Raw genomic sequence first — 23271 nt, forward strand, 5'->3', positions numbered from 1 at the left:
CGGCAAGCTCATGGTCAGGGGAATACGCGCGCCGTCTAGCGGCGCTTGAGCGCCTGGCCCAGCTTGGCCGCGAAGGCGGCGGCGGGCAAGGGCGCGGCCTGCGGCAGTTCGCCGGCAGGCAGGGTATGCAGGGGGGTGATCTGGCCGGGGCTGACGCCCACGACCACCCAGGTGTTCTCGATCTCGACCACGACGATGCTCTGCCGTGCGCCCACCGGCATGCTGGCGACCTGCTTGAGCAGGTTGCCGCCGCCGCGCTGCGTGAGGCCGGCGCGGCGCGCCATCCAGGCCGCGGCCAGGATGGCTGCCAGCACCAGCACCAGGCCGATGATGACGCGCAGCAGGGCGGAGTCGTTCATGGCTGGCGACGCGTCAACGGCGGTTGTTCAGGCGGTTGATGCGTTCGGACGGCGTGATGATGTCGGTCAGGCGGATACCGTACTTGTCTTCCACGACCACCACTTCGCCCTGGGCGATCAGGTAGCCGTTCACGAAGATGTCCATCGGCTCGCCGGCCAGGCCGTCCAGTTCCACCACCGAGCCTTGGCCCAGCTGCAGCAGGTTCTTGATGGTCAGGCGGGTACGGCCCAGTTCCACCGTCAGCTGGACGGGAACGTCCATGATCAGGTCGATGTCGGTGCCGGCGCCGGGCGCGGCGCCCGCGAGCGGCTTGAACACCGATTGCGCGGCTGATTGGGCGGCCGGCGATCCGGCGGCCGGCGCGGCGGGGGCCGGCGCCGCCGGAGCAGGCGCGGCAGCGGCGGGCGGCGTGGCGGCAGTCTGTTCAGCCATGGCGGCGGCCCAGTCGTCCTGGGGCTTCAGGCCGTCCGCCTGGGTGGGCGGATTGGCGCGGGATTGTTCGGCGAGCGCGTCGGCCCAGTCGTCGGCCGGGGACGAGCCAGTGCCGGGCTCGTTCTTGTCAGTCATGGTCGGGGGCCTCGTTTGATTCGGTATCGTAGGTAAACATGTTTTGCACGCGCAGGGCGTACTGGCCATTGAAGACGCCGTAGCCGCATTCCATCAGCGGCACGCCATCGACGTTGGCGATGATGGTTTGCGGCACATCCACGGGCAGGATGTCGCCGACCTTCATGTGCATCAGTTCGCGGATGCTGGAAGGAATGCGCGCGAATTCGGCGACCACGTCGATGTCGGCGCTGCGCACCTGGCGCGACAGCTGCTGCGACCAGCGCTGGTCTACTTCTTCCAGCGTAGTTTCCTGCAGCGGCCGCGTCAGCAGATCGCGCACCGGCTCGATCATGGAGTAGGGCAGGCAGATGTTCAGGTCGCCGCCGGTCGCGCCGAATTCGATGTGGAACGAGGTGACGACCACCACTTCATTGTTGCCGGTGATGCTGGCGAACTTGGTGTGCATCTCCGAGCGTACGTAGTCGAACTCGATCGGATAGACGGGGTCCCAGGACTTGCCGTAGCTTTCCAGGGTCAGGTTGAGCAAGCGCCGGATGATGCGCTGTTCGGTGGTGGTGAAGTCCCGGCCTTCGACGCGCGTGTGGTAGCGGCCATCGCCGCCAAACAGGCTGTCGATCACCAGGAACACCAGGTTCGGGTCGTACGTGAACAGGGCCGTGCCGCGCAGCGGCTTCATCTGGACCATGTTCAGGTTGCTCGGCACGGGCAGGTTGCGCTCGAAGTCCGCGTACTTCTGGATCTTGATGGAGCCGACTGTGATGTCGGCGCTGCGGCGCATGAAGTTCAACAGCACGCTGCGCATCTGGCGCGCGAAACGCTCGTTGATGAGCTCCAGCGTCTGCATGCGCCGGCGCACCACGCGGTCCGGCGAGCTCAGGTCATAGGCGCGGGCGCCGTCGCTGGTGCCCGCGGATTCCTTTTTGCTGTCGCTCTCGCCCGTGACGCCGGCAAGCAGCGCGTCGACTTCGTCCTGCGAAAGAAACGCCTCGTAGGCCATGCTTATTGCACCACGAACGCCGTGAACAGTACGTCGGTGACATACTGGCCGTCCGGCAGGGGCGAGAACGGGCGGTTGACGGCTTGCTTGATGGCGTTGGCCATGTCGGTCTTGCCTTGCTGGGTCTGCACGCCGGTGGGCGACTGCGACGACAGCACCATCAGGATGCGGCTACGCACTTCAGGCATGTACTTTTCCAGGCGCACGCGGGTCTGCTCGTCGCTGACGCGCAAGGTCAGGCCGACGTGCATGATGCGTTCGGTGTCGGGGTTCTGCAGCGTCACCGTGAAGGCTTCGATCGGCACGAAGATCGGCGCGGGGACCGCCGCCGGGGTGGCGGGCGGCGCGACGAACGTGGTCGGCGTGGCTTGCGGGCCGGCACCGGGCTGGCCAGGCTGGCCGCCGGGAGTCTGGCCGACGCCCAGTTGCACCGGCGCGCCGCCTTGCGGCTGCATGCGCTGCGTGATGAACCAGGTCGCGCCCGCGCTGGCGGCGGCCACGAGCAGCAGCACCAGGATCATGAGCAACGGGCGAAGAATGCGGCCGATGCCGCCAGAACGAGTCGGAAGCGGGCCGCGCGGCGGCATGGTTGTGGGTTTGGAAGTCGCCATCTCGGTGTCGATGCGTGTTTTGCCGCTGATGAAAACGGATTCTTAGTGGATGAAAGCATTCTGCCCGAAATCACGCTCCGGCTTGGAGGCGAAAAACAGGGCGAAAGCCGCGTATCTCAAGCTATTGCTGCACCGCCCGCAACCGTTGCCGGCTGCGGGCCGCGGGATTGTTACGCGAAGGTGTCGACCAGCGCGTTGGCGTTGCGCGATGCCGTCACGGCGGGCTGCTGCCCGTCGATCGCGCCATCGGCCACCGCCGCGCCGTTGCCGCCGCCCTGGCGTTGCGAGCCGCCACCGTTCTGCTGCGCGAATTCTTGCTGCGCGGCCTGTTCGCCGACGCTGGTCTGACCCAGCGAGATGCCGGCTTGCGCCAGCGCCTGTTGCAGTTGCGGAATCGCGGTTTCGATGGCCTGGCGCACGGAGGCATGGGCCGACACGAACGAGGCGCTGGCCACGCCGTCGGCCAGGTTCAGGCTGACGCGCAGCGGGCCCAGGTCCGGCGGATCCAGGCGCAGTTCCGCGGTCTGGGTGCCTTGGCGCACGTTGTTGCTCATCACGACCATTTGCTGGCCGAGTTCGGTGCCCCAGTGCGTACCGCCCACGGGCGTCGCCACCTGCATGACGACGGGCACGTTGGGCACGGCCACGCTGGCCGGGTTGGCTATCGCGGGTTGCTGGCGCTGGACCGCGGCGGCGACCGCCTGGGCCAGGTGGTCTTGCGCGTTGGTGGCGTGTTGCGGTACCTGGAACTGTTGCGCGGTGCTAAGCACCGGTTCGTTGGCGTCTTCCTCGTTGCGGGCATGCAGCGGCGCGGCGGCTGCCGGTTCGGCGGGGACGCGCGCGGCGTTGCGCGGCGCGGCGGCTTCGGGCACGGGGCGAGGCAGCTCGACGGCCGGGGCCGTCTTGGCGGCCGTGGCGTCGGGCGCGGGCGTGGAGCCCGGCTTGACCGCGGCGGTAACCACCGGCAGCGCCACCTGGGCGTCGCGGCTGGCTTGCAAGGCGGCGGCTTCGGCCTGCTGGGCGGTGGCGGCCACCGGCGCGCGCGGCGTGGCGATGGCATCGTTGGCGGTCAATGCGGCTTGCACCACGGCAGCGCCGCTGCTGATCGTCGTTGCGGCGGCCTGGGCGGCGCCGCGCGCCAGTTGCACCTGTTCGGCGGCTTGGGCGGCGATATCCAGCGTCTGTTGCGGCAGGACCACCGGGGTGGCCGGCTGCTGCGCGGCGGCGACGGCCAGCGCGCCGGCTTCGGCCTGGGTGGCGGTCTGCACGGCGTCGTCGATGGCCGTGGCCGCGGCGTTTTCCGCGTTGCCGGCGGCGTCGCCCGAGGTCTTGCCGTTGTTCGACGGCGTCTTGGAGCCATTGGCGGGGCGCGCGTCGGCCGACGGGTTCGGACGTTGCACGGCAGGGCGCTGCTGGGCCAGCACGTCGGAGAAGGACGGACCCTTCTTGGGCGAGGCGACCGAGGATTTGGCGCCAAGCGTGTCGGCGATCGAGGTCGGCGCGACGGGCGCGACGGTGGGCAGGGGCAGGGGAGCAGTCATCTGGGGCTTCCTCTAATTAATGCATGCCGGCCTGGCGCTGGACCAGGCGGGCGGAGTATTCGTCGTTGGCGCGTTGCTCGCGGCGGGATTCCACCACGGCCTGCGCGCGCAATTCGCGTTGCGCCAGGGCGTCATACGAATTGAGCTTGCGTTTTTCCTGTTGCCAGTAGAGACGGCCCTTGGCCAGGTTCTCGTCGGCCTGGCGCAGCACGCCCTGCTGCTGGCCGATGGCGTCGTCCAGGGTGCCGATGAAGCGCTGGTAGTTATGGCAGTCGCTGGCCGACATGCCGCTCGTCATGGCTTGCTGCAGGCGTTCCAGGTAATCCTGGCGGTAATCGTGCAGCATGCTGAGCTGGCGTTCGGCGTTGGTGCGCTCGGCGCTGAGCCGGCCGAGCAGGCGGGCGGCCTCGTCCGTGCTCTCCTTGGCCAGGTTGATCAGCATGTCCAGGGGCAATTGGCTAGGCATAGGTGTCTCTCAATTCGAAGCTTGCACGCAACTGATTGACCGCATCCTCGTAGCCGACGTTTTCACCGATATCCTGCTGCAGGAAGGCTTCCAGGCGGGGATAGCGGGCGATGGCGTCGTCCAGTTGCGGGTCGTTGCCGGCGGCGTAGGCGCCCACGGCGATCAGGTCGCGATTGCGCTGGTAGCGCGACAGCGACTGCTTGAAACGGCGCACGACCGCGAATTGCTGCTGGGGAATCAGCGAGGTCATAGCGCGGGAAATGGAGGCTTCGATGTCGATGGCGGGGTAGTGGCCCGCTTCGGCCAGGTGGCGCGACAGCACCACGTGGCCGTCCAGGATGGCCCGCGCCGAGTCGGCGATCGGATCCTGCTGGTCATCGCCCTCGGCCAGCACGGTATAGAACGCGGTGATCGAGCCGGCCTTGCCGCTGGGGCCGGGCGCGCCCATGCCGGCGCGTTCCACCAGCATCGGCAGCTTGGCGAAGACCGACGGCGGATAGCCCTTGGTGGCCGGCGGCTCGCCGATGGCCAGCGCGATTTCCCGTTGCGCCATGGCGTAGCGGGTCAGCGAGTCCATGATCAGCAGCACGTCCAGGCCCTGGTCGCGAAAGTGTTCGGCCAGGCGCGTGGCGTAGGCGGCGCCTTGCAGGCGCAACAGCGCCGAGACGTCGGCCGGCGCGGCCACCACGACCGAGCGGGCCAGGCCTTCCGGGCCCAGGTTGTGCTCGATGAATTCCTTGACTTCACGACCGCGTTCGCCGATCAGCCCGACCACGATGACGTCGGCCTTGGTGTAGCGGGCCATCATGCCCAGCAGCACGCTCTTGCCCACGCCGGAGCCGGCGAACAGGCCCATGCGCTGGCCGCGGCCGACGGTCAGCAGGCCGTTGATGGCGCGCACGCCAGTGTCCAGCACGGTGTCGATCGGGGCGCGCGACAGGGGGTTGATCGGCAGGGCGGACAGGGGCGCCAGTTCAGCGCCGGTCAGCGGGCCCAGGCCGTCCAGCGGCCGGCCGGCGCCATCCAGCACGCGGCCCAGCAGGGCGTTGCCCACTGGCAGGTGGCGGCCCAGCTGGGGTTTGGCGTTGCCGTTCAGTTCGGCCTTGCGCGGCAGAGGAATCTGGCGCTGCACCGGCGGTTCGCCGGGCACCACGCGGGCGCCGGGCGGCAGGCCGGAAATGTCGGCCTGCGGCATCAGGTACAGGGTATGGCCGTCAAAACCGACGACTTCGGCGTCGGCCCAATGGTCATGGCCGCGCGCGATTTCGATGCGGGCGGCGGCGCCCACCGGCAGGCGCAGGCCGGTGGCGTGCAATACCAGGCCGGTGGCGCGGGTGATCTTGCCGCTGACCAGCCAGGGGTCGGTCGAGGCGGCGCGGATGGACCCGATCTCCAGCTGGGTCTGCCAGCGGTCGATCACGGGCACGGCCGGTTGGCCGGGCTGCGCGGGGGCCGGATTGCCGCTCACGCCGGCTCCTCCCAGTTGACGTTGCGGCCCAGCGAGGCGGCCACGCGGCGCCAGCGGGTCTGCAAGGTGGCGTCGATGTCGCCGAACGGCGTCTCGGCGCGGCAGCCGCCGCGGGCGATGGATTCATCGGCCAGGACGCGCCAGTGGCCTTCCTTGAGCTCGTCGGCCAGGTGCAGGCGGATCAGTTCGATATCCGCCGGATTGGCCCACAGGCGCATCTGGCCGCCAGCGGTGGGGTTGATGTGCAGCACTTCGCGCACAGCGCTGGCCACGGTTTCGGGCTGCTCGGCCAGGGTCGTGCGCACGACCTGCTGGGCGATGTCCAGGGCCAGCGTCAGGAGGCTCTGGCCCATCTTCTCTTCAAGCGATCCGATCGACGTGGCGCAGGCTTCGACCAGCGCATGCAACTGCCCGGCTTCCAGGGCGCCTTGCTCGCGGGCTTGCGCCAGGCCTTCGGCATAGCCGGCTTCGCGGCCGGCTGCCTGGCCTGCTTCAAAGCCTTCGGCGCGGCCGGCTTCCAGGCCGGCGGCGTGGCCTTGTGCAAAACCCTCCTGGCGGCCCTCGGCGACGGCCTGGGCGCGCAGCTGGGCCATCACCACTTCCGGGTCGGGGCCCGGATCGGGTTCCGGCTCGGGTTCGACTGGCGCGGGCGGCGGCTCGTCGAACGACAGCATCTGCCAGCGCCGCCAGGCGGCGCTACGCGAGATGAGTGTCGACTGGCCGGTATCCGCTTCAGACATACGCGTCGTCTCCGGAGTTGCCCAGCACGATCTGGCCGCTTTCGGCCAGGCGGCGGGCGATCTGCAGGATCTTCTTCTGCTCGGTCTCGACCTTCGACATGCGGATCGGGCCTTGCGCTTCCAGGTCCTCGCGCAGCATTTCGGCGGCGCGGCTGGACATGTTGCGCAGGAACTTGGCGCGCAGCTCTTCCTGGGCGCCCTTGAGCGCGACCATGAGCGTGTCGTTGTCGATTTCCTTGAGGATGAGCTGGATGGCGCGGTCTTCGACGTCGAGCAGGTTGTCGAACACGAACATCTCGTCGATGATCTTCTGCGCCAGGTCGTTGTCGCGTTCGCGCAGGCTGGCGACCACGGTTTCCTCTTCGGCCGAATTCATCATGTTCAGGATCTCGGCCGCGGTGCGCACGCCGCCCATCTTGCTGCGCTTGGCGCCTTGGCCGGCCAGCACGGAATTGAGCACTTCGGTCAGTTCCGACAGGGCCGCGGGCTGCACGCCGCCGAACGTGGCGATGCGCAGCATGACGTCGTTGCGCAGGCGGTCGGTCAACAGGGCCAGCACGCCGGCGGCGCGGTCGCGCTCCAAGTGCACAAGGATGGTCGCGATGATCTGCGGGTGTTCGTCGCCGATCAGTTCGGCCACGGTGTGCGGATCCAGCCAGTTCAGCGCGTCGATGCCGCTGCCGCCTTCGCCGGCTTCCAGGATGTCCTCGATCAGGCCGGCGGCGCGGTCGCTGCCCAGCGCCTTGGTCAGCACGGTGCGGATGTAGTCGTCCGAACCCAGCGTGACGGCCATGAACTGGTCGGCTTCCTGGCGGAATTCCTCCAGCACCACGGCCACGTCGTTGCGGGTGACCTGCTTCAGGCTCGCCATGGCGGCGCCGACCTGCTGGACTTCGCGGGCGCTGAGGTACTTGAAGACCTCGGCCGCCGCGTCTTCTCCCAGCGACATCATCAGGACGGCGCTGCGCGTCATGCCGTCCATGGGTTTGGAATCATTTTTCATCTTTGGTCATCCAGGTACGCAGGACCATCGCGACGGCGCGCGGATCCTTGGTCGCCATCGTGCGGGCGCGGTCCAGGTTGTCTTGGTAGCGGTCCGTTTCCTTGGCGCGGGCCAGGTCCTGGGCCTCGCGCTGGGCTTCGATGCGCTCGGCCTCGGCCACTTCCGGATCGACCGGCGGGTACAGGTACTCGCCCACCGTGCGGCGTACCTTGCGGTACAGCCACAGGGCCAGCACGCCACCCACCAGCCAGGCCAGGATGGTCTTGAACAGGGCGATCATTTCCGGATCGCGCCACATCGGCAGGGCCGGCGGGCCGTCGTTGAACTGGCTGTTGACCAGGTTCAGCGAATCGCCGCGGCTTTCCGAATAACCCATCGCTTCGCGCACCAGATTGGTGAGCTTGTTCAGTTCTTCAGGCGGCAGGGCCTGGGGCTCGCCGTCCTTGTCGCGGATGTAGTTCACCACCACGGCGACCGACAGACGCTTCAGGTTGCCCACGGGCTGCTTGATGTGGCTGATCGTGCGATCTACTTCGTAGTTGGTGGTCGCGTCGCGGCGTTCGTTCAGGCTGCCGCCGGCGGCCTGCGTGCCGGTTTGCTGCTGCTGTTGCTGCTGGGCGTTGGGCTGCTGCGGCTGGCCGGGGCGGGGCGGCTGGGTCTGGGGCGGGTTGGCGATGGGCGCCTGGGCATTGCCCGGGGGCTGGTTCGACAAGGCGCCGGGCACGCCCTGGGCGGGGTTGATGCCGCGCTGGGTCGAGTCGCTGGTCTGCTGGCTGCGCACGGCCGACTGGCCCGGTTCCTGGTTGGGGCGGTAGACCTCGGAGGTTTCCTCGCGGCGCGCGAAATCCATTTCGGCGCTGGCCTGGGCGTGCACGTTGCCCGGGCCGACCAGCGGGTTCAGGATGGTCAGGATGCGTTCGACGGTGCGTTGCTCGGTCTCGCGGACCATGCGCATCTGGTCGGCGTCCATGCCGCGGCCTTCGCCCAGGGGCGAAGACAGCAGGCGGCCGTTCTGGTCGACGATCGAGACGTTCTCGGCGGTCAGTTCCGGCACGCTGGAAGCGACCAGCCAGGAAATGGCGGACACCTGGGCGTCGCTCATGCTGCGCCCAGGGTAGACGTTCAGCAGCACCGAGGCGGTCGGCGGTTGGCGTTCACGCACGAACAGCGACTGGCGCGGCATGGCCAGGTGCACGCGGGCGTGCTGCACGGTGTGCATGGATTCGATCGAACGGGCCAGTTCGCCTTCCAGGCCGCGCTGGTAGTTGATCTGCTCGGCGAACTGGCTGGCGCCGAAACGGGCATTGTCCATCAGCTCGAAGCCGACCGAACCGCCGCGCGGCAGGCCCTGCGATGCCAGTTGCAGCCGGGCGTCATAGACGCGGTCGGCCGGCACCAGCAGGGCAGTACCTGTGTCGTTGTACTTGTAAGGCACGTTCATGGTGCCCAGGGCCGTCACGATGGCGCCGCCGTCGCGGTCGTCCAGGTTCGAGAACAGCACCTTGTACTTGGGTTCGCTGCTCCACATCGCTGCGGCGACGATCAGGGCCACAAGGGCAGCCGCCGCGCCCAGCAAAATGGGCTTGGGCAGCGCGCGTATCTTTTCCAACACGGGAAACTTCGCCAGAAGCGACGCGCTCAGGGTAGCCTGCTGATTCATTGGCGGCTCCCGCTGGCTTCGCGGAGCAGGGAAAATGACTTCATGTTCGGGTAGGGCAGATTACACATGCAACGTGCTTCTGGTCTGGGGAGAGCCTGGATTATTGCTGCTGCGTTAGCAAACCCAATCGTCGAAAACAGCGGTTTTTTGGCGTTACTTATCTCCTATGTCCGAAACAGGGTGAAACCCGGATCCGGATAAGGGTGCGCCAGGCGGCGGGCGCCGCTGCGCATTCGTGGAAATATCGGGTGTTTTGGCGGTTTCTATCGGCTATGGCGCCGCCCCGCTGGCGTTACGCTTCCTGCATCGTTGGCGTAGTCCAACCCGCAAGGAATAACGTAATGGCTGTATCAGGCTTGTCCGGCATCGAAACGATGCTCCAGCAGATGCGCGCGGTCGTCAGCAAGGCGGAAACCGGCAATCTGGCCGCAGGCGAGGCCGTTGCCCAGCCCGACGGATTTGCCGCCGAGCTGCAACGCTCCATTCGCCGCGTCACCGGCGCCCAGAACGCCGCCTCGGCGCAGGCCAAGGCCTTCGAAATGGGCGCACCCGACGTATCGCTCAATGATGTGATGATCGACCTGCAGAAGGCCAGCATCGGTTTCCAGACCGCGGTCCAGGTCCGCAACAAGCTGGTGTCCGCCTACAAGGAAATTTCCTCGATGGCGGTGTGATGTTGCGGGGGTAAGAGCCCCCACGCCGCGCCCGCTGCGCGGGCTAGCTGCCCCCCAAGGGGGCTGCCCGGCCTTGGGGCGGCCCGGCGGCCGGGCGGCTATTTTTGCGGGGTGCTGGGGTGCTGTCTTGGCTCCGACGCTGCGCGGGGTTCGCGGGCTGACTGTCTTTCCGTCGGGGCTGCCCGGCGGGCATTCTGGCTTGGATGGCGGGCTCGCGCATTGCGCGCGGCAGTGTTGTGCTACCTGGCGGTTTTCTCCAAGCGCCACACCACTTGTTGCAGCCAGTTTTCCTGGCGGGCGTTCAGGTCCAGGAAGACCGCGCCCAGGTGGCTCATGGGCGGTTCGCCCGTCAGGGATACGTGGGTCGGGGCGGGCTCATCCGGGCTGCTGGCCTGGGTCATGGGCTGGCCCGAAATCGGATAGACGTTGCGCACTTCCAGGCGCGCGCTGAACTGGCCCAGGTCGCCGAAATCCAGTTGCACATCCTCCAGCACTGTGCCGCGCTCGGGCAGGGCTTGCACTGCCATGCCCACCCGCAGGCCGACGCCGTCCACCGAGATATCGCGCACCGAAAAACAGATGGGCTTTTCCGTGGGCGCGGGGCGCCAGCTGGCCTGGCCGCGGCCGACGCTGGCGGCCAGCGACGCGCGGAACATCTTGCGGCGCTGGATGCGGGCCAGGCGGTCGGGGAAGGGCGACATCAGCGCCGCGCTGCCGTCGTCGAAATGGATGACTTCGGGGCGCTGCACGCGGAAGCGGATCTGCACGCCACCGTAGGCCGTGGCGTGGAAGTGGAACGTCGTGCCGCTGAGCAGCCCCATGCTGTCCGACTGCTCGAAGTCGGCGCCGGCGTAGTCGCGCGGCCGCCAGAAGAATTGGCGGGTCTGCTTGTCGGCGCCCAGCACCAGCACTGCCATCTCGCGGTCCGCGGCGTCGCGCACCAGGATGTGGCTGTCCGGGTGCGTCAGTTCAAAGAGCGCGGCGCGCATGTCTTCCGGCCGGGTAAGCAGGAATTCCGGATCGCTGGCATCCAACACGGTGGTAGTCCTTAGAGAATGAGGGTCAGGCCGGCGGCGGCGGGGCGTCGGGCAATTCGCGCGATTCCAGGCGATACAGCCAGGCCAGCAATTCTGCCACCGCGACGTAGAGTTGGGGAGGAATATGGGAATCCAGGTCCACCTGCATCAGCAGGCCGACCAATTCGCGGGATTCGTGCACATACAGCCCGTTCTCTTCGGCGGCGCGCACAATCGTGTCCGCCAGTTGGCCGTAACCCTTGGCCACGACCCGCGGAGCGCCGTCTTTCTCGTCATACGAAATGGCGACCGCCGCATTGCGGTTGGCGTTGGGGCCGTTGTCGGGGAGCGGGGCGGGGCTCATCAGAAATCCGTCGGCATGGCGGGACGCGGGTCGACCACGTTCACCACCAGATGGCTGAGTGTCAGGCCGGACGCCAGCAGGCGCGCGCGCAACTGGTCCGACGAGTCGTTGATTTCAGCGGCGCTGTGCGGGGCCACCAGCTGCAGCACGATCTGGTCGCCGGCCAGGTTCAGCCGCGCATCGACCAACCCCAGACGCGGCAGGTCCAGCTTCAGGCGGGTGGCCCAGGTGGGCACCGCGGAATCGGGATCGCCGCCATAGGGTTCGCGCTCGACTTCCCATTCCATCGGCGTGCCGGGCCAGGCTTCGCCTTGCCAGGTCAGGGCCTGGTTAGCCAGGACATCCAGTTGCTGGCGCACCAGCACGGTCAAGTCTTGGTGGATGCCGCTGACCGGTGTGCCGGGAGCCGGAGCGCTGGACGAGCCGGACGCGCCCGGCGCGTCGGCGCTGGCGCGGCTGCCCGTGGCTGGCGCATCGGCCCGGGGGCGCGCGGCTTCGGCGTCCGTGGGCACGCCGGCCTTGGTGAGCTTGGCCTGCGGTTCCAGTTGAAGCTGGGCCGGGTTGCTGCGGCCGAAGACCATGTCGGTCAGGTGCGATTCGTAGAACAGGCCGCTGGTCTGCAGCGCGGTGCGCAAGGCCTGGCCTAGGGCGCGGGCCGACGGGCCGGCCGTGGCCAGGGCGGCGTGTGCCGTGGCGTCCGCTCCCTTGGCGCCGCCGGCCGCATCGCCTGCGCCAGCCGGACGTCCGGGCTTGGCGCCTGGCGCCTCTGCGCCGGAATCGGCCGTGGCGGCGGCAAGCGCCGCGGCGGTGCTGGCGGGCAGGGCGGCCGCGGGCGCATTGCCCGGGGTCGCCGCGGGTTGCCCGGGCTGCCCCGTTTGGGCGGCGGGCTGACCCGGGGCCTGCTGTGCAGGCGTGCCGGCGGATTGCGCGGGCGCATCGGCCGTCCATAGCGGGGCACGGCCCAGTACGGCGGGCGCGGCTTCAGGATATTGGGCCAGCAAGGCCAGGATGGCGCGGGCGGTCGTGCCCAGCGTGGTCGGGGCCGAGGCCGTGGTGTCGCTGCTGGTGACCAGGCCGCGCGCGGCCAATGCCAGGGCGGCCGCGGTCTTGGCGTCGACGATGGCGGCCTGGCCGCCCCGGGCGCCGCCCGTCTGTACGCCTTGCCGCGGATCGCGGTTCGAACCGTCGGCCGAACCAGGCTTGTCCAGGCCGGCAGGCTGGCTGACCGCGTCCGGACGCGCGCCGGACACCTGGTTCGCGTTGGCGGCGGACATAGTCGTGCCGAGCACGGCGTCCAACCGCTGCACCAGGACGTTGCCGAGTGCTGCGGGACCTACGCTCATTCTTCAGACGCCTGGTAGCCGTAGGCCGAAAGCAGGGTCTGCTGGCGCTTCATGCGGCCGAGCAGTTCGCCCAGCCGGGCCAGTTGCGGAAGCGCCAGGTCACGCGTCAGTGCATCGTTTTCCAGGATGCGAACCAGCAGGTCGTACTTCATGGCGCGGCCGGCTTCGTCCAGCGGCGCCTTGGGTTCGGCGGCGCGCAGGCGCTCGACCAGCTCGCAGTATTGCTGTCCATGGGCCATCGCCGCATCCCAGTCGCCAGCCTGGGCGGCTGTCAGCATTTCGCCCGTGATGAGAGCGATCTCCTGGTAGTGTTCCAGGATGGGAGAGGAGTACTGGGTAAGGGACGTCATGGAAATCTCGGGCGTTCGATGGCTGGCTGAAATCGTGGAATGGGCCATCAGGGCTGCGCAACACCAGCCGGTCGGTCGATGGAAGTCTGCCAAGCCTCGGCCAGGTCCGCCAGCAGGCGGTCGGCGATATCGAGCTGCTCGGGATCTGCTTTCAGATTCGCCATCAGCAGTGTGCGGACGATGTAATCGTAGAGCCGGGCGAGGTTGGCGGCGATGTCGCCGCCGGCCTCCATGTTCAGCCCGGTCTTCAAGCCTTCATCGACGATCTTGATCGCTTTCGAGATGGCCGCGCCGCGCTCGGCGATGCGGCCTTCCTGCATGTGGATGCGCGCTTGCCCGATAGCCGCCCGGGCGCCCAGATACAGCAGGGTGATCAACCGCTCTGGGGTCGCGCCCAGTACCTGGGTTTCCAGGCCGATATCGGCGTAGGAGCGGACAGAGTGGGACCCTGTGGGACGGCGGGCGGCGTAAGTCATTAATGCATCTTTTACAGGTTATTTGCTCGATTTGTTCATCGCCGCAAATTGTTGGGTCAGGTAGTTGGCCGTGACGCTGGTCTGGGCAACAAATTTGTCCAGCGCGACGAAGCGAGTGCGCATCTGGTCCATTTCGGCATCGCTCGAGGCTTTGGCGCGCTTTTGCTGGGCGTCCAGGTCGCTCATGGTCTTGTTCAGGCCATCGGTGCGGGTCTTGAGCGAGCCGTTGGTGCCGAGCACGTCCTTGAACGCGGCCTCGAAATTCTTGGCCATGCCGTTAGTGCCCGTCATCAGCTTGGTGACGTCGGCGGGATTCTCGGCCAGGGCTTTGTCCAGCTTGGTCTGATCCAGCTTCAACTGGCGCGTCTGCGGGTCGGTGGTGATGCCCAGGTCGGCCAGCGAACGCACCGTGCCGTCGCCCAGCACGGCCTGCAGTGCGCTGGTCATCGACGCCTGGATCGAGCGCGTGGTGCCGTCGCCGGTCAGCGGCTGGTTGGTGGCCGCCTTGGCATCGAAGGCCGTCAGGTTCTTGATGGTCGACTGCAGCGCGTTGTAGTTCTTGACGAAGTCCTGGACGGCCTTGCTGGCGACGGACGGGTCCGATTCCAGCTTCAAGGTGATCGGCTTGTCGGGCAGGGTCGTTTCGGTCAGGTTCAGCGTGACGCCGTCGATTGCCGTCGAAATGCTGTTCGAGCCGCTCTTGACGGTAAGACCGTTGATGACCACTTCGGCGTCGGTGGCCTTGGTGTTGGTCATGCCGGTGGTGGTGCCGTCGGCGGCGGTGCTGAAGCTCAGAATGTCCTTGAGCGACTGGTCGCCCGTCACGGTGATGTTCTTCACCGAGGCTTGCACGCCGGTATCCTTGGCGGTCAGCATTAGGTAATTGTTGCCGTTGCCGTCGTTGATGACGGTGGCGCGCAGGCCGGACTTGTCGTCGGCGTTGATGGCCTTGACGATGCCGTTCAGCGACGTATCGCCCTTCAGGTCGACGGTATGCTTGGTGCCATTGGCCAGCTCGACTTCAAACGAGCCCGTGTCGCCGTTCTTGGCGGTACGGTCGGCCACGGCGCCCGATTGCAGGCTTTGGGCGCGTGCCAGTGTGTTCACGGCGATCGTGTATTGGCCGGCCACGGCGCCCGGCTTGCCCTCGAGTGCGCCCTCGGCCGTAATGACGGCCGTCAAGGCGGTGCCGCCAGTGACGCTGCCCTTGATGGCGGCCATGGTTTCGGGTTTGCCGAGTACGCCAGCGGACTTTTGCACGGCTTCCAGCGCGCTTTGCAACTGCGCATAGGCATCGATGCGCGTCTTGTAGCTGGCCGCGCGATCCGTGTAGATCGAGAGCTTTTTATCCTCGGCGGCCTGCAAGTCCGACAGGATCTTTTCCAGGGGCAAGCCGGAAACCGAACCGAGGTTAGTGATAGAGGCCATGTGAAATTCCTTCCTAGCGATGCGATTCTGTCAAAAATAGGGTGCCGGCGATTGGCCGGGTAAGGGCATAAGGCGGGCCTAATTCGATGGTTCTGTCATCGAATGGCGCCAAAACGGGCACAGCAGAAAATATCCGGGGCCATGTCAGGCCGTGGTTTTGATGCCATTTCCCTGCATGTTCACGATCATTTTGGCGATCTTGAGCAGGGCTTCGCTGGGAATGGTGCGAATGACATCCCCCGTATTGGCGTCCACCACCGACACCACGACCTGGTGCACGTTCGGGTCGATCTCGAACTGCAGTTGGGTCGACCAGGCCTTCATCTGGTCGTTGATCTCGTCCAGCGCCTTTTCCAGCGGCAGCTTCTGCGAGGTGGACTGCTCCGACGTGGCGGTGTCGCTGCCGCCGCTGTTGCTGCTCGCCACGGGCGGGGCAACGGTGACGGATGGGTCTGCTACGACCGGTGTAGCGGCTATCGGCGCCGGAGCGAACGTAGCGGGGGCTAAGGGGGTTACGGCCATGATCACTCCAGCGGCGAGGTGGGCGTCTCGGAGGAACGCGCTGTTTTCAGGGAATTCTCAGCTACGATAACGGCACCCTGGCGGGGAACTTTAGCCCCCTGCCGGGCGGGATGTTTCACGTGCTAAACAGTTCGGATCGGGCAATGAGTGTCAAGACGGCGCTGCGAGTCATAGAAATCATCGAAACCTACGCCCGCGAGAAGCGCGCGCTGCCGCTGTCCGAGCTGGCCCGGCTGCTCGACGTGCCCGTTTCCAGCTGCCTGGCCCTGATCCGCACCCTGACCGGCCTGGGCTATCTGTACGAAACCGGACGCCGCCAGGGCTATTACCCGACCGGGCGCCTGCTGGCGATGGCGCAGCGCATCGCTCGCGCCGACCCCGTGCTGGACCGGGTCTACCCCAGCCTCGTTGAATTAAGGGATGCAACCCGGGAAACCATCGTATTCGCCAAACTGACCCAGGATGGCAGGGTGGTCTATCTGGATGTGCTGGATTCGCCACATACGATCCGATACGCGCCTGTTGCCGGCGAGTTCAAGGACGTACACGCCAATTCGCTGGGCAAGGCCTTGATCTCGCTGCTGGACGCCGATGCGCAGCAAGCGCTGTTGGGCGCCACGCCGCTGACGCGCTACAACGAGCGCACGCTGGTCACGCGCGAGGCGGTGCTGCAGGACATCGACCAATCGCGCCAGCGCGGTTGGTTCATGAACAGCGGCGAATCCATCGCAGACGTCGGCGCCATCGCCTGGCCGGTCACGCTGTCCGGCGAGCACTACGCGATTTCGGTCGGCGGCCCGATCTACCGGATCGAGCCGCGCCAGGAAGAATACGCCCGCATCCTGCGGGCGGCCTGCACGGGGCTGGAACAGCAGTCGTAGGCGGGCCGTTCCCGGCCCCGGCGATGGCCGCCGGCCGGCCAAGCGGCGCGACGGCGGCCATCGGCCTGAACCACCCGCGGCTTTGGTAAGGCGCGGGGCCTCAGTAAGACTTGGGCAGGCCCAGCACCTTTTCCGCGATGAAGCACATGATCAGCTGCGGGCTGACCGGGGCGATGCGCGGAATGAAGCTTTCGCGCAGCAGCCGTTCCACGTGGTATTCCTTGGCATAGCCCATGCCGCCCAGCGTCATCACCGCCGTCTGGCAGGCGTTGTAGCCGGCTTCGGCCGCCAGGTACTTGGCGGCATTGGCGGCCGGCCCGCAGGGCTTGCCCGCGTCATACAGGCTGGCGGCCTTGAACACCATCAGATCGGCGGCCTCCAGCTGCATCCAGGCCTGTGCCAGCGGGTGCTGGATGCCCTGGTTCTGGCCGATGGGCCGGCCGAACACCGTGCGCTCGCCGGCGTACTTCACTGCCCGGTCCAGGGCGGCGCGGCCGATGCCCACCGCCTCGGCGGCGATCAGGATGCGTTCCGGATTCAGCCCGTGCAGGATGTACTCGAAGCCGCGGCCCTCTTCGCCGATGCGGTCGGCTACCGGGATGCGCAGGCCGTCGATGAACAGCATGTTCGAGTCCACCGCCTTGCGGCCCATTTTCTCGATCTCGCGTACTTCGATCCTTTCCCGGTCCAGGTCCGTATAGAACAGCGACAGGCCCTGGGTAGGCTTGTCCACCTCGGCCAGCGGCGTGGTGCGGGCCAGCAGCAGCATCTTGTTGGCGACCTGGGCGGTCGAGATCCATATCTTGCGTCCGTGCACCACGTATTCGTCGCCCTGGCGCACCGCGCGGGTGCTGAGCTTGGTGGTGTCCAGGCCGGCGTCTGGCTCGGTCACGGCGAAACAGGCTTTTTCGCGGCCGGCGATCAGCGGCTCCAGCCAGCGGGCGCGCTGCTCGTCGCTGCCGAACACGACCACCGGGTTCAGCCCGAAGATGTTCATGTGCACCGCGGACGCGCCGGTGAAGCCGGCGCCCGACGCGGCGATGGTCTGCATCATCAGGGCCGCCTCGGTCATGCCCAGGCCGGCGCCGCCATATTCTTGCGGCATGGCGATGCCCAGCCAGCCGTCGCGGGCCAGGTCCGCATGCAGCGGTTCCGGAAAGCCGCCGGCGCGGTCGCGCTCCAGCCAGTAGTCGTCGGGGTAGCGGTCGCAGATGCGGGACACGGCGGCGCGCAGCGCCAATTGGTCGGGGGTGAATTCAAAGTCCATCAGTCGGTTCCGTCTCGGGTAATGCGGTTGGCGAACAGCGCGTCGATGCCGGCGGCGTCGTAGCCGGCTTCGGCCAGCACCTCGCGGCTGTGCTGGCCCAGCGTTGGCGCGTGGCGGCGGATCGCCGTCGGCGTGCCGTCGTAGCGGCCCAGCGGGGCGGGGGTGCGCAGGCGGCCCTCGGTGGGGTGGTCCATGGTCTGCACGAAGCCCGTGGCGGCCAGGTGTTCGTCCTGCACCAGATCGTCCACGGTGTACAGCTGCGAGGCCGGAATGTCGGCGCGCGCCAGATCGGGTAGCCAGTTGGCGGTGGGCCGGGTGCGGATCACGTCGGCGACAAAGGCGTACACCTCGCCGATATGCGCCGCCCGGGCGCCATGGGTGCAAAAGCGCGGGTCCTGGGCCAGCTCGGGCCGGCCGATCAGGTCGAAGAAGTGGCGCCAGTGCTTGTCGTTGTAGATCAGCAGGCACAGGTAGCCGTCGGCGGTGGCATAGGGGCGGCGGTGCGGGGCCAGCAGCCGGGCATAGCCGGTGGGCCCCAGCGGCGGCTCGAACGTCGCGCCGCCCAGGTGGTCGCCCAGCACCAGATGGGCCATGCCCTCGAACATGGGAATTTCCACCTGCTGGCCCTGACCGCTGCCGCGCGCATGCAGCACGGCGGACACCAGCGCGATGCCCACGTGCAGCCCCACCGCGCGGTCGGCCAGCGTCAGCGGCGCATAGCGTGGTACGTCGCCGCTTTGTTGCGCGGACAGCGCGGCGATGCCGGTCTGGCCCTGGATCAGGTCGTCGTAGGCGGGGCGTCCGGCGTAGGGGCCCGCTTCGCCAAAGCCATACGCGCCCAGGTAGACGATGCGCGGGTTGCGCGCGGCCACCGCCTCATACGACAGGCCCAGCCGGGCCATCGCCTGGGGGCGGATGTTGTAGAGCAGGGCGTCGCAGCTTTCGGCCAGGCGCAGGCAGGCCTCGCGGCCCTCGGGCGTCTTCAGGTCCAGCACCACCGACCGCTTGTTGCGGTTCAGGTGCAGGTACAGGTGTCCCATGCCCGGGTTGCGCATGGGGCCGACGGCCCGCATGTTGTCGCCCGCGGGCGACTCCACCTTGATCACGTCGGCGCCCAGGTCGGCCAGCACCTGCGTGGCGTAGGGGCCCATCACCACCGAGCTCAGGTCCAGAATGCGCACGCCGGCCAGGGGGCCGGCGGCCGGCGCGCGATCAGCGGTCGTGTCCGTCATTGCTGCTCGATCCCCGCGTCGCGGATCAGCTTGCCCCACAGGTCACGCTGCTCGGAAACGAACTGGGCAAAGGCCTCGGGCGAGCTGGAAAAGGCGTCAAAGCCCAGCCCCGCCAGGCGCTTGCGCACCTCGGGCTTGGCTACCACCTGCTTGATGGCGTCATTCAGCTTGGCCACCACCTCGGGCGGCATGCCCGCCGGACCGAAGTAGCCGTTCCAGGAGTTCAGGTCGAAATCCGGCACGCCCGATTCCGCCATGGACGGCAGGTCCGGCACGATCGCGCTGCGTTCGGCGGTCGACACCGCCAGCGCCCGTAACTGGCCGGACTGCACGAACGGCAGGCCGGAGGCCAGGTCGGTGAACATGAAATCCACCTGGCCGCCGACCACGTCGGTCAGGCCCTGCGGCGTGCCCTTGTAGGGCACGTGCAGGATGTCGATCTTGGCGCGGTTGGCCAGCGTGGCGCCGGCCACGATGCCGGTGCTGTTGCCGCTGGCGTAGGTGATGCGGCCGGGATGCTGGCGCGCGTCCGCCACAAGATCGGCCACCGTCTTCCATGGCCGCTTGGGATTGGCCACCAGGATGAACGGCAGGTTGCCGCCGCGGGCGATGGGGGTGAAATCCTTGACCGGGTCGTAGGGCACGTTCTTCATCAGCCAGGGGGCGGCCGAGTGCGACGTATTGGTGGTGACGAACAGCGTATAGCCGTCGGGCCGCGCCCGCGCCACGTAGCTGGCGGCGATGGTGGCATTTGCGCCGGGTTTGTTTTCCACCACCACCTGCTGGCCCAGGATGGCCGATAGCTCGACGCCGAAGATCCGCCCGACGGCGTCGGTGCCCGAGCCGGCCGGGAAGGGCACGATCAGGGTGATGGGTTTGTTTGGGTAGTCCGTGGCGGCGTGGGCGGCGGGCTGGGCCAAGAGGGCCGCGCCGCCGGCGAGCAGGGCGCCGAGGAATCGTACAGCTTGCATAGGTTTGTCTCCTGATGGAAAGGCGGGCGCGGCTCTGCGGCCGCTGCCCGTCTGGGGGCCGGTATCCGTGGCGCGCGTCAGGCGCCGCTGGCCGGCGCCGGGAAATTCCGGATCACGCGGTCGGGGGATTCTTCGTACGGGGGCGTGTAGATCACCAGCAGGCGGGCGGGCTCGTCGCTGGTCACGGTGAACACGTGCGGGATGTCCGGCGGGAAATAACAGCAATCTCCCGGCTCCATGTCCGCCCATTCGTCCTGCACCTGCGCGCGGGCGGTGCCCGACAGCAGGTAGCAGACCTGTTCGATGCCGGGATGGGCGTGCGGCAGGGCGCCTTTGCCCTTGTCGATGACCCCCAGCAGCACTTCCACGCCGCGCGCGCCCACCGTGTCCGGGCTGATCAGGCGCCGGTTCAGGGTGCCGGTGTGGTTGGCCGGGTGGTAGCCGGGAACGTCCGCTTCCCGCACCAGCCAGGCCGGGGTCTTTTGCTGCGTCATGTCTCTTCCTTGTTAATTTTCATATGTGAATTTATTTTCACGTATGAAAAAAACATCGGCAAGCGATTTTTCCCGGCGGATACCGCGGCGCTCCCTAGGGGATTAGGGAAAACACCGGGCGCGCACTGCTAAAATCGCGTGCTGACCTCTTTTGCGATCCCGACATGCCTTCTGCCCGTACGCCTGACGCTTGCGCCACCCTGTCCGATTGGCTGCAGTACCTGGAATCCATCCACGCCACGACGATCGACATGGGCCTGGAGCGCGTGCGCGAAGTGGCCGCGCGCATGGACCTGGAACTGTCCGGCGTCAAGTTCGTGGTCGGCGGCACCAACGGCAAGGGGTCCACCTGCGCCATGCTCGAAGCCATCCTGCTGGCGGCCGGCTACAAGGTCGGCCTGTACACGTCGCCGCACCTCATCGACTTCAACGAACGCGCCCGGGTCAACGGCCAGATCGCCTCGGACGAGGCCCTGATCGAGCAATTCATCGCCGTCGAAGCCGCGCGTGGCGAGACCTCGCTGACGTACTTCGAATTCACCACGCTGGCCATCCTGCGCCTGTTCGCGCAATCGCGGCTTGACGCCGTGGTGCTCGAAGTCGGGCTGGGCGGCCGCCTGGACGCCGTCAACATCATCGACGCCGACTGTTCCATCGTTACCAGCGTCGACCTGGATCACACCGACTGGCTGGGCGACACCCGCGAAAAGATCGGCTTCGAAAAAGCCCACATCTACCGCCCCGGCCGCCCCGCCATCTGCAGCGACCCCGTCCCGCCGCAATCGCTCCTGGATTACGTCGAGAAAATCGGCGCCGACCTCTGGCTGTTCGGCCGCGACTACAACTATTCCGGCGACCGCCAGCAATGGGCCTATGGCGGACGCGAGCAGCGCCGCGGCGCGCTGGCGTACCCGGCGCTGCGCGGCGCCAACCAGTTGCTGAACGCCTCGGCGGCGCTGGCCGCGCTGGAATCCGTGCGCGATCGCCTGCCGGTGCAGGCGCAGGCCGTGCGCCAGGGCCTGTTGCAGGCCTCGTTGCCGGGCCGCTTCCAGATCCTGCCGGGGCAGCCCACGATCATCCTGGACGTCGCGCACAACCCGCACGCCGCCGCCGTGCTGGCCCAGAACCTGGACAACATGGGTTTCCATCCGTACACCTACGCGGTGTTCGGCATGCTTAACGACAAGGACCTGGCCGGCGTCGTCGCCAAAATGGGGGCGCGCGTCGACCACTGGTATTGCGCCGGTCTGCCGGGCCCGCGCGGCGCCACCGGCCAAGCCCTGGCCGACCAGGTGTCCGCCGCCTTGCCGGCCGCGCCCGCGGGGGCGCAGGCGCCCGGCGTGTCCGCCTGCGCGGATCCCGTCCAGGCCTTTGCCGCGGCGCGCGAGCGGGCGACCGAGAATGATAGAATCGTGGTGTTCGGATCGTTTCTCACCGTGGCCGCGGTTTTGCAGTCACTAGGCCGCAAGGCGTAGGCAAAAACACGTAGGCAAGGAATTCTCTCCCATGGGTTTTTTCAAACGCAAAGATCCTGCCGACCAGGCGCAGCCCTCCAAGCGGGCGGCGGTGCCTAGCGAGGTTCAGGCTGCGGAGCTGCGCGGGCGCGCGCGGCGCAGGTTGGCAGGCGCCATCGCACTGGTGCTGGCGGCCGTCATCATCCTGCCCATGGTGCTGGATTCCCAGCCGGTACCCGTCGCCGACAACATTCCCATCAAGGTGCCGGAACGCAATACGCCGTTCCAGCCGCAAGTCAGCGAGCCTCAGGCCGCCACGCCCGCGGCGCAAGGCGCCGCGCCCAACGAGCCGCCCAACATCCCGACGCCGCCGCCGGTAAGCTCAGCCACGCCGCAGACCGCCGCGCCGGCCGCCACCACGCCGCCTGCCACGACGACGCCGCCAGCGACCACGCCGCCGCCCGTCACGCCGCCGCGCACGGCCCAGGCCACGCCGCCGCCCAAGCCGGAAACCAAGCCCGAGCCCAAGCCTGCCACGCCCAAGCCCGAGTCCCGTTCCGACGACGGCGCCCGCGCGCTGGCGCTGCTGGAAGGGCGCTCCGCGCCCGCCGCCGCGCCGACGCCCAAGCCGGCGGCCGCCAAGGGTAATTTCGTGCTGCAGATCGCCGCCTACACCACGTCCGAAGACGCCCAGTCGCGGCGCACCAAGCTGCACCAGGCCGGCGTGACCAACGCATTCGTCGAGCAGGCTTCCATCGGAGGCAAGCAGCAGTACCGTCTGCGCGTGGGGCCGTTCCCCTCGCGCGAGGCGGCGCAGGCGGCCCAGGCGCGGTTGCGCACCCTGGGCTACGACAACGGTTTCATTGCCGCCGCCCAGTAGTGACCGGCTTCGACTTCGTCGTGCTGGCCATCCTGGCGGTGTCGGGTGTGCTGGGTCTGGTGCGCGGCCTGCTCAAAGAGGTGCTGTCGCTGGTTGCCTATCTGCTGGCCTTCGTGGCCGCGATATGGTGGGGGCCCACGGTCTATACCTGGCTGGAGCCCTACATTGAAACAACGCTGCTGCGCATGGGAGTCTCGTACGCCGTGGTTTTCATTATCGTGCTGCTCGGCGTGGGGTTGGTCAACATGACGCTTGCCGCCTTGATCCGCACCACCGGACTTGGCCCGGCCGACCACGGCCTGGGCGGCATGTTCGGTCTGGCCCGGGGTCTCTTGATCGTGCTGGCGCTGGTCGCCGCCGCCGGCTACACGCCGTTGCCGCAAGAGCCCTGGTGGCAGGACGCCATGTTTTCGCATTCGGCCATCGAGGCCATCAAACATATCAAGACGTGGCTGCCGCCGTCCCTGGCGACTTGGCTGCCGTATTGATTAGCTTTACATCAA

26 protein-coding genes are annotated in these 23271 nt (G+C 67.7%); 5 read left to right on the top strand and 21 right to left on the bottom strand.

Features of this window, described 5'->3' with window-relative positions:
- Positions 1–35: 35 nt before the first annotated feature.
- The 10 genes from fliO to fliF all read right to left on the bottom strand — a co-directional run bounded on the left by fliO (position 36) and on the right by fliF (position 9416).
- Entirely contained in the window at positions 36–359 is a 324-nt protein-coding gene (fliO, locus tag A9974_RS04555; RefSeq protein ID WP_183002951.1) for a flagellar biosynthetic protein FliO, read from the bottom strand.
- 13 nt (positions 360–372) lie between these two features.
- On the bottom strand, positions 373–927 hold the full coding sequence (gene fliN / locus A9974_RS04560) for a flagellar motor switch protein FliN (RefSeq protein ID WP_183002952.1): 555 nt from the start codon (positions 925–927) through the stop codon (positions 373–375).
- Positions 920–1927, bottom strand: coding sequence for a flagellar motor switch protein FliM (fliM, locus tag A9974_RS04565; protein WP_183002953.1), 1008 nt, complete (start codon positions 1925–1927; stop codon positions 920–922). The genes fliN and fliM overlap by 8 nt, the downstream gene beginning before the upstream one ends.
- Before the next feature lie 2 nt (positions 1928–1929).
- Positions 1930–2538: a flagellar basal body-associated protein FliL gene (fliL, locus tag A9974_RS04570; protein WP_183002954.1), complete on the bottom strand. Its 609-nt coding sequence runs from the start codon at positions 2536–2538 to the stop codon at positions 1930–1932.
- A gap of 170 nt (positions 2539–2708) precedes the next feature.
- Positions 2709–4079, bottom strand: coding sequence for a flagellar hook-length control protein FliK (locus A9974_RS04575; protein ID WP_183002955.1), 1371 nt, complete (start codon positions 4077–4079; stop codon positions 2709–2711).
- A gap of 16 nt (positions 4080–4095) precedes the next feature.
- Positions 4096–4545, bottom strand: a complete 450-nt coding sequence (fliJ, locus tag A9974_RS04580; protein ID WP_183002956.1) for a flagellar export protein FliJ — start codon at positions 4543–4545, stop codon at positions 4096–4098.
- A complete protein-coding gene (fliI, locus tag A9974_RS04585; RefSeq protein WP_183002957.1) occupies positions 4538–6013 on the bottom strand; it encodes a flagellar protein export ATPase FliI in 1476 nt (491 codons plus the stop codon). The genes fliJ and fliI overlap by 8 nt, the downstream gene beginning before the upstream one ends.
- Positions 6010–6753, bottom strand: a complete 744-nt coding sequence (gene fliH, locus A9974_RS04590) for a flagellar assembly protein FliH (RefSeq protein WP_183002958.1) — start codon at positions 6751–6753, stop codon at positions 6010–6012. The genes fliI and fliH overlap by 4 nt, the downstream gene beginning before the upstream one ends.
- Positions 6746–7756 (bottom strand): flagellar motor switch protein FliG, encoded by a 1011-nt coding sequence (fliG, locus tag A9974_RS04595; RefSeq protein WP_025138869.1) that lies wholly within the window; start codon positions 7754–7756, stop codon positions 6746–6748. The genes fliH and fliG overlap by 8 nt, the downstream gene beginning before the upstream one ends.
- On the bottom strand, positions 7746–9416 hold the full coding sequence (gene fliF, locus A9974_RS04600) for a flagellar basal-body MS-ring/collar protein FliF (RefSeq protein WP_183002959.1): 1671 nt from the start codon (positions 9414–9416) through the stop codon (positions 7746–7748). Before fliF ends, fliG begins: the two co-directional genes overlap by 11 nt.
- 341 nt (positions 9417–9757) lie before the next feature.
- On the opposite strand from fliF, the gene fliE reads away from it, so the two are divergent.
- Positions 9758–10090 carry a flagellar hook-basal body complex protein FliE gene (fliE, locus tag A9974_RS04605; protein ID WP_183002960.1) on the top strand — a complete coding sequence of 111 codons (333 nt, stop codon included), beginning with the start codon at positions 9758–9760 and terminating at the stop codon, positions 10088–10090.
- A gap of 239 nt (positions 10091–10329) precedes the next feature.
- On the opposite strand, the gene A9974_RS04610 is transcribed toward fliE, so the two are convergent.
- The 7 genes from A9974_RS04610 to A9974_RS04640 form a co-directional block, all read right to left on the bottom strand.
- Positions 10330–11127: a flagellar brake protein gene (locus A9974_RS04610; RefSeq protein WP_183002961.1), complete on the bottom strand. Its 798-nt coding sequence runs from the start codon at positions 11125–11127 to the stop codon at positions 10330–10332.
- A gap of 25 nt (positions 11128–11152) precedes the next feature.
- Positions 11153–11470 carry an EscU/YscU/HrcU family type III secretion system export apparatus switch protein gene (locus A9974_RS04615; RefSeq protein WP_183002962.1) on the bottom strand — a complete coding sequence of 106 codons (318 nt, stop codon included), beginning with the start codon at positions 11468–11470 and terminating at the stop codon, positions 11153–11155.
- Positions 11470–12813: a flagellar hook-length control protein FliK gene (locus tag A9974_RS04620; protein WP_183002963.1), complete on the bottom strand. Its 1344-nt coding sequence runs from the start codon at positions 12811–12813 to the stop codon at positions 11470–11472. The genes A9974_RS04615 and A9974_RS04620 overlap by 1 nt, the downstream gene beginning before the upstream one ends.
- Positions 12810–13163 carry a flagellar protein FliT gene (locus A9974_RS04625; protein WP_183002964.1) on the bottom strand — a complete coding sequence of 118 codons (354 nt, stop codon included), beginning with the start codon at positions 13161–13163 and terminating at the stop codon, positions 12810–12812. Before A9974_RS04625 ends, A9974_RS04620 begins: the two co-directional genes overlap by 4 nt.
- Before the next feature lie 47 nt (positions 13164–13210).
- Positions 13211–13639 (bottom strand): flagellar export chaperone FliS, encoded by a 429-nt coding sequence (gene fliS, locus A9974_RS04630; protein WP_183002965.1) that lies wholly within the window; start codon positions 13637–13639, stop codon positions 13211–13213.
- An 18-nt stretch (positions 13640–13657) separates the two neighbouring features.
- Positions 13658–15067 (bottom strand): flagellar filament capping protein FliD, encoded by a 1410-nt coding sequence (fliD, locus tag A9974_RS04635; protein WP_183002966.1) that lies wholly within the window; start codon positions 15065–15067, stop codon positions 13658–13660.
- Positions 15068–15211: 144 nt separating this feature from the next.
- The gene (locus A9974_RS04640) at positions 15212–15589 is read right to left on the bottom strand and encodes a flagellar protein FlaG (RefSeq protein WP_183002967.1); all 378 of its coding nucleotides are present in this window, start codon (positions 15587–15589) and stop codon (positions 15212–15214) included.
- Positions 15590–15732: 143 nt separating this feature from the next.
- On the opposite strand from A9974_RS04640, the gene A9974_RS04645 reads away from it, so the two are divergent.
- On the top strand, positions 15733–16470 hold the full coding sequence (locus A9974_RS04645; RefSeq protein ID WP_183002968.1) for an IclR family transcriptional regulator: 738 nt from the start codon (positions 15733–15735) through the stop codon (positions 16468–16470).
- Between the two features lie 100 nt (positions 16471–16570).
- Here the strand turns inward: A9974_RS04645 and A9974_RS04650 are convergent, their stop codons facing one another.
- The 4 genes from A9974_RS04650 to A9974_RS04665 form a co-directional block, all read right to left on the bottom strand.
- Positions 16571–17737 carry an acyl-CoA dehydrogenase family protein gene (locus A9974_RS04650; RefSeq protein ID WP_183002969.1) on the bottom strand — a complete coding sequence of 389 codons (1167 nt, stop codon included), beginning with the start codon at positions 17735–17737 and terminating at the stop codon, positions 16571–16573.
- On the bottom strand, positions 17737–18969 hold the full coding sequence (locus A9974_RS04655) for a CaiB/BaiF CoA-transferase family protein (RefSeq protein ID WP_183002970.1): 1233 nt from the start codon (positions 18967–18969) through the stop codon (positions 17737–17739). The genes A9974_RS04650 and A9974_RS04655 overlap by 1 nt, the downstream gene beginning before the upstream one ends.
- Positions 18966–19940: a tripartite tricarboxylate transporter substrate binding protein gene (locus tag A9974_RS04660; RefSeq protein WP_183002971.1), complete on the bottom strand. Its 975-nt coding sequence runs from the start codon at positions 19938–19940 to the stop codon at positions 18966–18968. The genes A9974_RS04655 and A9974_RS04660 overlap by 4 nt, the downstream gene beginning before the upstream one ends.
- Before the next feature lie 77 nt (positions 19941–20017).
- Positions 20018–20434 (bottom strand): cupin domain-containing protein, encoded by a 417-nt coding sequence (locus A9974_RS04665; protein ID WP_183002972.1) that lies wholly within the window; start codon positions 20432–20434, stop codon positions 20018–20020.
- Between the two features lie 164 nt (positions 20435–20598).
- Here A9974_RS04665 and folC point away from each other — a divergent pair, with 164 nt between their 5' ends.
- The 3 genes from folC to A9974_RS04680 are packed head-to-tail and all read left to right on the top strand — an operon-like array spanning position 20599 to position 23256.
- The gene (gene folC / locus A9974_RS04670; RefSeq protein ID WP_183002973.1) at positions 20599–21909 is read left to right on the top strand and encodes a bifunctional tetrahydrofolate synthase/dihydrofolate synthase; all 1311 of its coding nucleotides are present in this window, start codon (positions 20599–20601) and stop codon (positions 21907–21909) included.
- 31 nt (positions 21910–21940) lie between these two features.
- Positions 21941–22768: an SPOR domain-containing protein gene (locus tag A9974_RS04675; RefSeq protein WP_183002974.1), complete on the top strand. Its 828-nt coding sequence runs from the start codon at positions 21941–21943 to the stop codon at positions 22766–22768.
- Positions 22768–23256 carry a CvpA family protein gene (locus tag A9974_RS04680; RefSeq protein WP_183002975.1) on the top strand — a complete coding sequence of 163 codons (489 nt, stop codon included), beginning with the start codon at positions 22768–22770 and terminating at the stop codon, positions 23254–23256. Before A9974_RS04675 ends, A9974_RS04680 begins: the two co-directional genes overlap by 1 nt.
- The last annotated feature ends 15 nt before the right edge of the window (positions 23257–23271 follow it).

This window comes from Achromobacter sp. UMC71 (assembly GCF_014170305.1).
GTDB lineage: Bacteria > Pseudomonadota > Gammaproteobacteria > Burkholderiales > Burkholderiaceae_B > Achromobacter.